Source organism: Sphingomonas flavida, assembly GCF_036663655.1.
GTDB lineage: Bacteria > Pseudomonadota > Alphaproteobacteria > Sphingomonadales > Sphingomonadaceae > Sphingomonas.
Genome location: NZ_JAXOJH010000022.1, coordinates 21,149 through 33,685, shown reverse-complemented (window position 1 = coordinate 33,685; position 12,537 = coordinate 21,149). Strand labels below are relative to the sequence as shown.

The window sequence follows — 12,537 nt, the reverse complement described above, 5'->3', positions numbered from 1 at the left end:
GCGCGGCATGACCTACGGGCGAGTGACCCGCGCCGAATTCCTGATGGGCGCGCTGGCGGCAACCCTGCTGCCGACGCGCCTGTCGGCCGCGCCTACTTACGACTTCTGGTTCACCCGGCTGCGCTACGAAAGCGGGGACTGGGACGTCGACCGGCGGATGCCGTCGAACATGATCACCGCGCTGATCGACTATACGAACCTTCGCGTCGATCCGAAGGAGCATGTGATCGCGCTCGCCGATCCGAAGATGCTGACCGCCCCCTTCTGTTATCTGGCGGGGCACAAGCTGGTCGAGTTCAACCCGGCCGAAAGGCGCAACTTCGCCACCTATGTGCGAAACGGCGGCTTCGTGCTGGTCGACGACTGCAACCACGATATCGACGGTCTGTTCGCCAAGTCGTTCGAGCGACAGATGGCGTCGATCTTCGGGCCCCGCGCGCTGGCGAAACTGCCTAACACCCACCCCATTTATCGCCGCTTCTTCAAGTTCACCGGTCCGCCGCCGACCGGCCTCGAGCTCAATGGCTGGGGCGACGATCTGGTGCACGATTATCTGAAAGGCATCGCCATCGACGGACGGCTGGGTGTCCTCTACTCGAACAAGGATTACGGGTGCGAATGGGACTACGACTGGCGCAACAAGCGTTTCCTGGCGGTCGACAATACCCGCTTCGCCGTCAACATCGCGCTCTATGCGCTGAGCGCGTGACCGCATGACCGAAGCGGAGATCCAGGACAAGCTGGCGCGGCTGACCAGTCTTCGCGACGCGATCGGCCAGGCGATCGTCGGCCAGGCCGAGGTGGTCGAGCAGTTGCTGATCGGCCTGATCGCGGGCGGGCACTGCTTGTTGGAGGGTGTGCCGGGCCTGGGCAAGACGCTGCTGGTGCGTAGCCTGGGCCAGGCGCTCGACCTGCCCTTCCGCCGCGTCCAGTTCACCCCCGACCTGATGCCCAGCGACATCCTGGGCACCGAGTTGCTGGAGGAGGATCACGGCACCGGCAAGCGCCATTTCCGTTTCCAGCCGGGGCCGATCTTCACCAGCCTGCTGCTGGCCGACGAACTCAACCGCACGCCGCCCAAGACGCAGGCCGCGCTGCTGGAGGCGATGCAGGAAAAGACGGTCAGCTATGCGGGCGTCACCCACCGCCTGCCCGAGCCGTTCTTCGTGCTGGCGACGCAGAATCCTCTGGAACAGGCGGGCACCTATCCGCTGCCCGAGGCGCAGCTGGACCGGTTCCTGCTGCATGTCCGCGTCGGCTATCCCACGGAAGCGGAGGAAGCCGCGATCCTGGCGCAGACCACCGGTTCGGCGAGTGCCATCGTGCCGCGCGTGATGGACGGGGCGGAAATCGTCGCGGTCCAGCGCTTGGTGCGCGAGGTGCATCTGTCCGCCGACCTGCTGGCATGGATCAACCGGCTGGTCCGCGCGACCCGGCCGGGCGAGGGCGCGCCCGAGGTCGTCCGGCACTATGTCCGCTGGGGCGCGGGGCCCCGCGCCGGGCAGTCGCTGGTGCTGGCAGCCAAGGCGCGCGCGTTGCTGCACGGACGGCTGGCGGCGACGCGCGAGGATGTGCAGGCGCTGGCCGCGCCCGTCATGCGCCACCGGCTGCTGCTGTCCTTCGCCGCCGAGGCGGAAGGGCGGAGCGCCGACGATGTGGTCGCGGGCGTGATGGCCGCGATGCCGCTCGACGCCTGAACCGGGTGAGCGCCGACCCGATCCCCCCGGCCGTCCGGCACCGGCTGTCCGGCTTGCGGCTGGTGTCGCGTCGGCTGGCGGGTGGCGACGGCCTCGGCCTGCATGCCAGCCGCAGCCGGGGGGCGGGCTTGGAGTTCGCGCAATATCGCCCCTATGAGCCGGGCGACGAGCCGCGCCAGATCGACTGGAAGCTGTTCGCCCGCGCCGACCGCTTCTTTGTGCGCGAGGCCGAACGCGAGAGCCCGTTGCGGCTGTGGATCATGATCGACGCCAGCGCCTCGATGGCGCAGGCCGATACCGATGGCGCGACGCGGATCGGCGCGGCGCGGGGGCTGGCGGCGGCTCTGGCCGAGCTGGCGGTGGCGGGCGGCGATCGGTTCGGCTGGATATGGCTGAGCGAGGGCGGGCTTCACGTCGCCACCCCCGCCAACGGCACGCGACAGCGCGACCGGTTGCGCCTGGAACTGGCGACAATCCCGATCGGCGGCGGCTTTCCCGGCCCCACGACCCTGACCCCACTCTGGGAGCGGATCGCCGCGCGCGACATGGTGGTGCTGCTCAGCGACTTCTTCGACGAGGCAGGCGTCGCACTGGCGACGCGGCTGGCGGCGGCGGGGCGCGAGGTGCTGGCGATCCAGCTGCTGACCGTGGGCGAGCGCGACTTCCCCTTTGACGGCGGTCATCTGTTCCGCGACCCCGAAACGGGCGAGGAACTGCTTGGCGACGCACCCGCATTGCGCGCCGACTATCTCCAGCGTTTTGCCGAGGCCCGTGCCCGCCTGGCCGCCGAATTTCAGGCCAGCGGCATCCGCCACGCCACCCATGTCCTCGACGAACCGCTCGATACCCCCCTTCGGCGCCTGTTCGGGCGGGGCGAGGGCTGATGCCGACCCTGCTCGCCCCCGCCGCGCTTGCGGTCCTGGCCGCACTCGCCATCCCCTTGCTGATTCACCTCGCGCGGCGGACCGAGCAGCGGCGGACCGACTTCGCCGCACTGCGCTGGCTGCGGGCCAAGCCGCGCCCCCGCCAGCGGCCCCGGTTCGAGGAATGGCCGCTGCTGATCGTCCGGCTGCTGCTGCTGGCGATGCTCGCGCTATGGCTTGCGCGGCCGGTGACCCCGGCGGCACCGGACCTCCACCCGCGCGTCTATGTCATGCCCGGCCTTACCGCGACGACGGCGACGCCATGGCTGAGTGAGCAGGCCGAGGGGTATTGGCTGGCCCCCGGCTTCCCGGCGCTGGATCGCCCGGCCCCGACCGGCACCGTCCCGGTCGCCAGTCTGGTCCGCCAGCTGGACAGCGAATTGCCGCCCGGCGTCGCTGTCCGCATCCTCGTGCCCGCCGTGATCGAGGGCGCAGACGCGCAAAGACCGCGCCTGTCGCGCCAAGTCGACTGGCGTGTGGTGCCCGGCAGGATGACCGCGCCGCGACCGACGCCCGCCGCGCCGCCGGTGCTGGCGATCAGGGCGGACACGGTGCGCCGCGATGTCCGCTATCTCGCCGCCGTCGCCGCCGCCTGGAATACCCAAGGCGCGACCACCGATATCGCACCGCCGACCGCGCCCCTGCCCGGTACGGCCACGACACTGGCCTGGCTGAGCGGCGGCACCATGCCCACCGCGCTGGTCGCCTGGGTTCGGCGCGGCGGCACCGCCATCATCCCCACTGACATGGCCGCGCCCCCCGGCCCCGACGCGATCGCCGCGCGCGATACGCTGGGCCGCGCCTTTCTGCGGGTCATGCCACTGGGCGAAGGCAGGATATTCCGGTTCACGGTGCCTCTGGCCCCCGCCACCCTGCCCGCGCTGGTCGAACCCGATTTCCCCGACCGGCTGCTGGCGGCCATTCGCCCCGTCGCGGCCCCCGCCCGCGCCGATGCCGCGCAACTGACCCCCGAGACCGGGGCGGTGCCGTCCTTCCGCGCGGCCCCGCTTCACGAATGGCGTGATGTGTTGGCACTGGTCGTCGCCGCGCTGTTCCTGCTCGAACGCTGGCTTGCCACGCGGCGGCGACGGTGGGTTGGTCCATGACCCCGACAATCTGGCTGCGGCCCGTCCGGCGACGGATGGCGGCGATCGTGGTGCTGGCCGCGACGCCCGCGCTGCTGGTCGTCGCGTCGGCGGCATGGCGTCTGATCGGCCCCTTGGCCGCGTTTCTCGCTGCCCTTTTGGGTGCCGCGATCATGGGATGGATCGCGCATCGCCGCGCGGCCCGGCTGACCCCGGACTGGCTGGTGCGGTCGTGGAATACGCAGCGGCCCGACCTGGAGGACAGCAGCGAATTGCTGTTCGCCGATCCCGCCGCACTGGCCGCGCTGCCGCGCCTGCAACGCGAGCGGTTGCGTGGGCGGCTGGATGCCACGCCCCCGCCCGACCTGCGACCGCGCTGGCCGGGCCGCACGCTGACGCTCGCCTGGGCACTGGGCCTCGCTACCGCCGTCGCGCTCGTCCTCTGGCCGCATCGGCAGGCGTCCGACACGCTGGCCCCCAGCCGGGACGAGACGCCCGCCGCCCCCGGTGCACCCCGGCTGGTCGGCCAACGGCTTCGCATTGTGCCGCCTGCCTATACCCGCCTGCCGCCGCGCGATCTGGACCGGCTGGACGCGAAGGTGCCGCAGGGGTCGCGCCTGACCTGGACGCTGGCCTTCGCCCCCGAACCCGAACCCGAAACCGCGTCGCTGGTCGTGCTCGGCGGTGGGTCCGTCCCGCTGGCAAAAGCGGGTGAGAACTGGCGCGGGTCGATGCTGCTCGCCACCTCGATCCTCTACCGCATCGCCCCCATGTCCCAGCACCTCCACCGGGTCGAGGCGATCGCCGACCAGCCACCCGCCGTCACCGCGCGCGCGCCGTCCAAGACCCTGACGATCGCCACGGCGGGACAGCGCAACTGGACGTTGCTGTTCGAGGCGAGCGACGATTACGGTGTCGCGCCGCAAGCGGACCTGACCGTGACGGTCGCCGCCGGAGAGGGCGAGAATATCAGCTTTCGCGAGCATCATCTGCGATTGCAGGGCAGCGGCGATCCCCGGCGGAGGCGCTTTGCCGCCACGCTGGACCTGGCCGCGCTGGGCTTTGCCGGGCCGGGCGATCTGGTCGCGCAGCTGACCGTGCGCGACGAACGGATGCCGGGGCCGCAAATCGCGCGCAGCCCCAGCCTGATCCTCCGCCGCCTGCCCCCCTCCGCCACCCAGGGCATCGGGGTGGACGGCGCGTTGCGCGCCACCCTGCCCGCCTATCTGCGCAGCCAGCGCCAGGTCATCATCGACGCCGAGGCACTGCTGCGCCAGCGTCGCGGTATGTCGGCCGAACGCTTTCGCGACCGCGCCATCGCGATCGGTGAGGATCAGGCGGCACTCCGCCTGCGCTACGGCCAGTTCCTGGGCGGCGAGCATGAGGTGCACGGCGCCGAACTGCCGACCAGCGATGCCGCCCCCGCCACGCTGGGCAGGGAGGAGGACGTGCTGGGCGAGTTCGGCCATGCGCATGACGAGGGCGAGGCCGCGACGCTGTTCGATCCCCGGACGCGTGCCCGCCTGACCGAGGCGGTCGACCAGATGTGGCAGTCCGAAGGCGCGCTGCGCGGCGGCGATCCGGTGCGCGCGCTGCCCTTCGCCAATCGGGCGCTGGTCCTCATCAAGCAGGTGCAACAGGCGACCCGCGTCTTCCTGGCCAAGGTCGGCGGCAGCGAACTGCCCCCGATCGACGAGGCGCGGCGGATGACCGGCAAGCGCGACGACATCGCCCCGGCCGAGCCGGGGCTGACCGCACGCCCCTTCGATGCGGCGGCGGCGGCGGCCTGGGCCGCGATCGACGGGTCGGCGGGCGAGGCGCGGGACCTGGCGCCGCTGACCCGCTGGTTCCGCGCGAACCGGGCGCGGGTGGCCGATCCGCTGGCGTGGGACGATGCCCTCGACCGGCTGCGTCGCGATCCGGCGTGCGGGGCCTGCCGCAACCGGCTGCGCGGACTGGTCTGGCGCGCGCTGCCGACCCCGCCGGTCGGGGCGGCACGGCGCGACGGCGCGGGGGCGAGCGGGACGCGCTATCTGGATGCGCTGGCGGGCGGGGTGGGCCGATGAACCCGTGGATCCTGCCGCTGATATTGGCGGTCACTGTCGTGCTGGCATGGCTTCGGCTGGGCTGGCGGCAGTGGCGGGCGCCGGGCGCGGCGCGGGCGCACGGCTGGCGACTGGCGCTGCTGCTGCTGGCGCAGCCGGTGCTGGCCGCCCTGCTGTATCTGACGCTGTCGCCGCCGCAGACGCGCATGGCCGAGCCGGAGACTCTGACCATCCTGACGCGTGGCGGCTCGGTCGCTGGTGGCCGGACGGTGGCGTTGCCCGAGGCGGCGCGGCGGGGCGGGATCGAACAGGCCCCCGATCTGGCAACCGCGCTGCGCCGCCATCCCGGTATCCGCGCCCTGCGCATCCGGGGCGAAGGGCTGACCGAGCGCGACCGTCCGGCGGCACGGGGGCTGGCGATCGCGTTCGACCCTGCGCCTTTGCCGCCGGGGCTGATCGCGATGACTCCGCCGGACCGGACCGCACCCGGCGGCCCATTCCACGTCTCCGGCCAGGTCGAGGGCGGCGGCAGCGTCGCGCTGCTCGATCCGGCGGGGGTGCAGGTCGCCGCGGCTCCCGTCGATGCCGAAGGGCACTTCACGCTGGACGCCGCCGCGCGGATGCCCGGCACGGCGCTGTTCCGCCTGCGAAGCCGCAGTCCGCGCGGGTTGGTCACCTCCGAGCTGGCCGTGCCCGTCCCGACCACCGCCGAGCCGGGGCTGCGCGTGACGTTGCTCGGCGGCGCACCGGGACCCGAGGTGAAGTTCTGGCGGCGCTGGGCGAGTGATGCGGGGTTGAAGCCCGTGGTCCGCGTCGCACTGGGCGCGGGGCTGGCGCTGGGCGATCCGACGCCGCCGCTGACGGTCGGCGGGCTTTCCCGCGTCGACCTGCTGATCCTCGACGAGCGGAGCTGGGCGGCATTGGGCGGCGGCGAGCGGGCGGCGGTGGTGGCGGCGGTTCGGGGCGGCATGGGCCTGTTGCTGCGGGTGACCGGACCGGTTCCGCCGGGCTATGGCGCCGCGACGGGCCTGCCGCTGGCGGGCGGGGCGGCGAGCGCGCCGGTTCGCCTGCTCGACCGCGACGGCAAGGCCCTGCCCACCCTGACCCGCCGCGTCGTGCAGTTCGGGGCTCGCGACGCCCAGCCCCTGCTCGCCGATGCGACGGGGGCCGTGCTGGCCGGTTGGCGTCCGCTGGGGCGCGGGCGGATCGGCGCATGGCTCGTCACCGATGCCGCAGGCTTGGTCAGCGCCGGGCATGGCGAAGCATATGGCGCGATATGGGCCCGCCTGGTCGGCACGCTGGCACGGACGGGTACGTCGAGCGCACCCCGGATCGACCCGCTGGCGCATCGGGGCGAACGTACCGCCTTATGCGACCTGTTGGCGGGGGATACGCTGGTGCTGCCGGACGGGCAGGCCCGGCGGCTGTTGCCCGATCCCGCCACGCCAGGATGTGCCGGCTATTGGCCGCGGGTCGGCGGCTGGCACGGCCTGCGCCGGGGTGAAAGCATCTGGCCCTTCTACGTCCACGCCACCCTGCCCGCCGCGATGATCGCCGCCGAGCGGCGCGACGCGACGCTGGCGCTCGTCCGGAATCGCCCCGACGCTGCGACAGTACGGGGCGCGTCGCTGCGTCCCGGCGCGTCCTGGCCCTGGCTGCTCGGTTTCCTGGCGATCGCCGCGCTGCTGTGGTGGTTTGAGCGCGCCCGGATCGGGCGACCGGCCGATCGCCGCCCGGACTAGCCCGCGATCGCCAGGGGCACCGATGGGGCCGCCATCGGTTCGGGGTAGCCATAGAGATAACCCTGGCCCAGCTGACACCCCAGCTGGCGCAGCCGGGTCGCCTGCACCTCGGTTTCGATGCCCTCGGCCACCACCACCTTGCCCAGCCCGGTGCCCAGGCCGACAATGGCGCTGACGATCGGAAACGTCCCGTCCTCGGTCTGGTCGAGTCCGGCGACGAAGGACTGGTCGATCTTGATGCGGTCGACCGGCAACTGGCGCAGATGGACGAGCGAGGCATAGCCGGTGCCGAAATCGTCGAGCGCGATACCCACGCCCGCCTCGTGCAGTTCGCGCAGGTTGACCATGATGGTGTCGGCCGCCCGATCGAGCATCACGCCCTCGGTCACCTCGATGCACAGCCGCCACGGCGCGATGCCGTGCAGCGCCAGGCGGTCGAGCACGGCGTGCGCGGATCGCGGCCCCGACAGCTGCGCCGACGTGAAATTGACGCTCAGCACGCCCAGCCGTTCGCCCTCGTCGCGCAGCAGCGCCAGCGCCATGTCGAGGACATGGTCCTGGATCAGCAGCCCGATCCGATCCGCCACCAGCAGGTCGGCGAAACGGCTCGGCGTCATCAGGCCGTGCCGTGGGTGGTTCCAGCGCAACAGCGCCTCGTGCCCGCACACCGTGTCGTCGGCCAGCGAGACGATGGGTTGCAGGAACAGCGTGAACTCGCCGCGTGCCAGCGCCCCTTCCGCCTCGCCCGCCACCGCGATCTGCATGTCGCGCAGGCTGCGCTGCAAGGGGTCGTAGCGGACATAGCGGCCGCGCCCCAGCCGCTTGGCGGTGTAGAGCGCCAGGTCGGCATTCTGGTAGAGCATGTCCAGCGCCTGCGCATCGTCGGGGAAACGCGCCGCGCCGATGCTCAGCGACAGGCTGTGCGCCGGATCGTCGGGGCACCAGCGATCGCCCTGGATCGTGCCGATCGCGGTGGCCAGCGCAGCTTCGCGCGACGGCGGACCGGGGCACAGGACCACGAACTCGTCCCCTCCGATGCGCGCCACCCGCAGGTCGGCGAAGGGACGCGCGCTATGGGTCAGCTTCCCGGCGACATGGCGCAGCAATTCGTCACCGCTCGCATGGCCGAGCCGGTCGTTCACGTCCTTCAGATAGTCGACATCGATCAGAAACAGGCTGAACGGCGTACCCACGGTCATCAGCGCCTGCGCCTGCTGCTGAAAGGCCGCGCGGTTGCCCAGTCCGGTCAGGAAGTCGGTCTGCGCGGCGGAGCGAAGCGTCTTGGCCTCCGCCAGGTCGACCTCGCGCCGCTGCCGCGCCAGGTCCAGTTCCTGGCGGATCAGGCGGAACCGGTCGGCGATCGCCAGCGACAGGACCAGCGCCTCGAAGGCCAGCGCCAGGAAGGTCGCCATGTCCACCGCGTCGTTCTGCGGCGCGAAGCCCAGATTGCGGATCAGCCGCGCGACGAACACCGTGATGACCGGGGTCCAGCCGATCATGTAGAACCAGATGACCCGGCTGCCCCGCCGCACCGCGATGACGCACGAGATCGCAAGCGACACGGCGGTGCCCGCGATCGTATAGTTGAGCAGCCGGTCGGTCAGCACCGGCGGCAAATCGTCGATGGTCGCCAGGACGCCCATCACCGCCCCCGCCCCGGCCAGCCCGCGCCCGACCCGGATCAGCGGGCGCGGCAGCACCCCGTCCTCGACCACCGCGAAGAAGAACATATTGCCCGCCGTGACCATCAGCCCGACGAGCACGAGGTCGATCCGCACGGCGGCAGGGCCGATCAGCCACGGGACGACGAGCGCCGCCGTGTTCGTCCAGACCAGGCCATAGCAGAGCGAAACCGCCACCCAGAATAGATACCAGCGCTGAAAGGCGTGGCGCCTGCCGGTGTGGATGACGAGATTGTACAGGAACGCCGACAACAGCGTGCCGGTGAACAGGCCGATGAGCACCAGCCAGCGGACCTCCACCCCGGTCAGGGCGGCATCGGTCTGCGCCACCACCTTGCGCATCAGCGACAGGTCGTCGATGTTCCGAAAGCCGAGATACAGCGCGCGCACCTCGCGCCCCGGCGGGGCGATGACGAATTTCATCACGCCGCCCGGCGCCCAGTGCCGATGCAGTTGCGACGGATCGCGAACCAGGCGGCTTTCCCCGCGCGGGGTCACGGTCAGCACCGCGATCCGGTCGAACCGGGTCTGGTCGACCACCATCACCCAGTCGGCGGGTAGCGCCTTCAACCCCGACGGATCGAGCCGCAGCCACAGCCAGGGACTGCCGCGTGTCGGCGCATCCGGTCCACAGCGATAGGGGGCGCGAGCAATGGCTTCGTCCGTGGCCCCATCGGGCAGCGCGGCGCGACAGGCGGTACGGTACAGATCGACCGGGGCGGCCGACGCCGCACGGGGCATGAGCCCCGCCAGGAGGATCAGCAGCGCCACCCCCCAAACCCTGATCTTCGATGCCACGACGTGCGGCCCCCATGCCGAACCTGTTACCCGAGAGGGTCTACTGGCAGACATCTTAAGATTTTGGCCACCCCCGAAACGACTATCGTATCACGATGTCGGGACTTTGCCCATCGCCGCCCGCCGACATGCCGGAGATGCCGATCCGGCGCGGATCGCCCCCGCGACGGCCCGCGACCCGGCGCATCAACCGGATCGTCCGCTGCGCATGCGGGATCGTGGTGGCCATGACCGGGATCGGCGTCGTTGCGGTGGCCCGGTTGCGGGGGACGAGGCGGGTTGAGGGGACCTGCACTGACCCCGACCCGCTCTGGCTAAGCCGCCCCGGCTCCTGCTATCGGTGGTCATGGCCTCCATGAATTTCGAGCTGCTCGACATCCGCGCGTTCGTAGCGATCGCCGAGGGCAAGAGCTTCCTGCGTGCGGCCGAGCATCTGAACCTGTCGCAACCCGCGATCAGCCGCCGGGTCCAGAAGCTGGAGGCGACGGTCGGCACGCCGTTGCTGGAGCGGACGACGCGGACGGTGCGCCTGACCCCGGCGGGCAAGGAAATCCTGCCGCTGCTCCGCCGCCTGATCGAGGAACTCGACGAATCGCTGCTCGGCATGATGGCCCTGGGCGAGCGGCAGGCGGGCCGGTTGACCATCGCCAGCATCCCCAGCGCCACCGTCCGCTTCCTGCCGGACGTGCTCGACATATTGGCGCAGGATTATCGCAACGTGCGCGTCCGCGTGCTCGACCTGTCGGCGACCGAATGTGCCGAGGCGGTGCGGACCGGGCAGGCCGAGTTCGCGATCACCCTGCCCGTCTCGTCCGATGGCGACATGGTCTATGAGCCGCTGACCGACGATCCTTATGGCCTGGTCTGTCGCCACGACGATCCGCTGGCGGAACTGGTCGATCCGGCGTGGAGCGACCTGACCGGGCACCGGCTGGTGACGGTGCATCCGGGCAGCGGCAACCGGACCGCGCTCGACGCCGGGCTGGCGCGCGCCGGGATCGAGCTGCGCTGGTTCTACGAGGTGACGCGGCTGACCTCGGCGCTGGCGCTGGTCCATGCCGGGCTGGGTCCATCGGTCTTGCCGCGCCTGGCGTGCGAGGGGCCCGATGCGCGCGATCTGGTCTGGCGGCCCTTGCGCGGGGCGGAGGTCACGCGCACGCTGGGCGTGCTGCGCCGGACGTCGGCAAGCCTATCGCCCGCCGCCTCCCGCCTGATGGGGCTGCTCACCGATGCCTGGGCCACCCAGTCGGGCCCCGCCCCAGCGCGCGACGAGTAGTGAGGCCGAGACATTGGCGGTGCCGCTGGTCAGCGCACGGATCTCCGACAGGAACCGGTCGACCGCGATCAGCATGGCGGCCGCCCCGACCGGAATGTCGGGCAGCAGCGACAAGGTGAGCAGCAGCGCCGAAAAGCCGCTGCCCGTCACCCCCGCCGCCGCCTTCGAGGTGACGAGCATCACCCCCAGATACACCGCGATGCGGCCGGAGGTCAGCACGATGCCCAGCGCCTCGCCCAAAAAGAGCGTCGCGACGATCAGATAGACCGCCGTCCCCGCCAGATTGAGCGAATAGCCCAGCGGCACGGTCAGCCCGGCCACACTGCGCGGGACGCCCAGCCCCTCCAGCTTCAGGATCAGACGCGGCAGCACCACCTCGGTCGAGGAGGTGCCGAGCACGATCAGGATCTCGTCGCGAAACACGCGCAGCAACGTGCCGCCGCCAAGCCCCGTCGTCATCCACACCAGCACGACCAGCCCGGCGATCAGGATGCTACAGGCCAGCGCCAGCGTCGCGAACAGCAGGCCCAGCGAGCCGATGAACCCGATGCCGTACGTGCCGACCGTATAGGCGATCGCCCCGAACGCCCCCACCGGCGCGGCGCGGATCAGGAAGCCGAAGATCGCGAATTGCAGCCGGGTCAGTGCCTCGATCCCGCGCACGATCGGCGCACCCGCCTCGCCGATGCGCAGCAGGCCGAACCCGACCAGACCGGCGACGAACAGCACCGGCAGGACATCCCCTGCGGTAAAGGCCGAGAACAGCGTGTCGGGCACGATCCGCACCAAGAAATCGCCCGGCCCGGTGATGTGCCGCCCGGCCAGCTGTCGCTCCACCTCGGCCACCGCCTCGCCATAAGGCGGCAGCGGCAGGCCGCGCCCCGGCTGCATCAGCGCCGCGACGCCCAGCCCGATGGCGAGCGCGGCGATGGTGATGCCGAGAAAGACGATCAGGCTGCGCAGCACCGTCGCGCCGGTGTCGCGCGCGGCACCGTGCCGGACAATCCCCTCGACGATGGTGCAGAACAGAACCGGCGGCACCATCATCCGCATCGCCTTGACGAAGGCGATGCCCAGCGGCCCCAGTTCGCGCCCGAAGGCCGGGGCCAGCGCGCCGATCGCTGTCCCGGCGACGATACCGATCACCATCTGGACATATAGGTGCCGCAAGGCGCGCAAAGGCCATCCCATCCTGATATATGCATCAAACGCATAGAGCGGCCCGATCATTGCATTTGATCGAAATGCCGCCCGTAAGGCTTAGTGCCGCGTGCGGCACGATGGCTCAA

At 71.3% G+C, this 12,537-nt stretch carries 10 protein-coding genes; 7 read left to right on the top strand and 3 right to left on the bottom strand.

Annotated elements, in window-relative coordinates:
• Window positions 1–7 precede the first annotated feature (7 nt).
• The 6 genes from U1703_RS17205 to U1703_RS17180 are packed head-to-tail and all read left to right on the top strand — an operon-like array spanning window position 8 to window position 7,492.
• Window positions 8–709: a DUF4159 domain-containing protein gene (locus U1703_RS17205; protein WP_332786697.1), complete on the top strand. Its 702-nt coding sequence runs from the start codon at window positions 8–10 to the stop codon at window positions 707–709.
• A 4-nt stretch (window positions 710–713) separates the two neighbouring features.
• Window positions 714–1,697: an AAA family ATPase gene (locus U1703_RS17200; protein ID WP_332786696.1), complete on the top strand. Its 984-nt coding sequence runs from the start codon at window positions 714–716 to the stop codon at window positions 1,695–1,697.
• Between the two features lie 5 nt (window positions 1,698–1,702).
• On the top strand, window positions 1,703–2,581 hold the full coding sequence (locus U1703_RS17195) for a DUF58 domain-containing protein (protein ID WP_332786695.1): 879 nt from the start codon (window positions 1,703–1,705) through the stop codon (window positions 2,579–2,581).
• A complete protein-coding gene (locus U1703_RS17190) occupies window positions 2,581–3,726 on the top strand; it encodes a BatA domain-containing protein (protein WP_332786694.1) in 1,146 nt (381 codons plus the stop codon). Before U1703_RS17195 ends, U1703_RS17190 begins: the two co-directional genes overlap by 1 nt.
• A complete protein-coding gene (locus tag U1703_RS17185) occupies window positions 3,723–5,771 on the top strand; it encodes a DUF4175 domain-containing protein (RefSeq protein WP_332786693.1) in 2,049 nt (682 codons plus the stop codon). Before U1703_RS17190 ends, U1703_RS17185 begins: the two co-directional genes overlap by 4 nt.
• Window positions 5,768–7,492, top strand: coding sequence for a carboxypeptidase regulatory-like domain-containing protein (locus tag U1703_RS17180; protein ID WP_332786692.1), 1,725 nt, complete (start codon window positions 5,768–5,770; stop codon window positions 7,490–7,492). The genes U1703_RS17185 and U1703_RS17180 overlap by 4 nt, the downstream gene beginning before the upstream one ends.
• Here U1703_RS17180 and U1703_RS17175 read toward each other — a convergent pair.
• Together U1703_RS17175 and U1703_RS17170 are read right to left on the bottom strand one after the other, a co-directional pair.
• Complete coding sequence (locus U1703_RS17175; protein WP_332786691.1) at window positions 7,489–9,945, bottom strand: putative bifunctional diguanylate cyclase/phosphodiesterase; 2,457 nt, start codon at window positions 9,943–9,945, stop codon at window positions 7,489–7,491. The genes U1703_RS17180 and U1703_RS17175 overlap by 4 nt on opposite strands.
• A 109-nt stretch (window positions 9,946–10,054) precedes the next feature.
• Window positions 10,055–10,201, bottom strand: a complete 147-nt coding sequence (locus tag U1703_RS17170) for a hypothetical protein (RefSeq protein ID WP_332786690.1) — start codon at window positions 10,199–10,201, stop codon at window positions 10,055–10,057.
• 117 nt (window positions 10,202–10,318) lie between these two features.
• Between U1703_RS17170 and U1703_RS17165 the strand changes: the two genes are divergently transcribed.
• On the top strand, window positions 10,319–11,248 hold the full coding sequence (locus U1703_RS17165; protein ID WP_332786689.1) for a LysR family transcriptional regulator: 930 nt from the start codon (window positions 10,319–10,321) through the stop codon (window positions 11,246–11,248).
• Here the strand turns inward: U1703_RS17165 and U1703_RS17160 are convergent.
• Window positions 11,162–12,397 carry a cation:dicarboxylate symporter family transporter gene (locus tag U1703_RS17160; RefSeq protein WP_332786688.1) on the bottom strand — a complete coding sequence of 412 codons (1,236 nt, stop codon included), beginning with the start codon at window positions 12,395–12,397 and terminating at the stop codon, window positions 11,162–11,164. The genes U1703_RS17165 and U1703_RS17160 overlap by 87 nt on opposite strands.
• Between the last annotated feature and the right edge of the window lie 140 nt (window positions 12,398–12,537).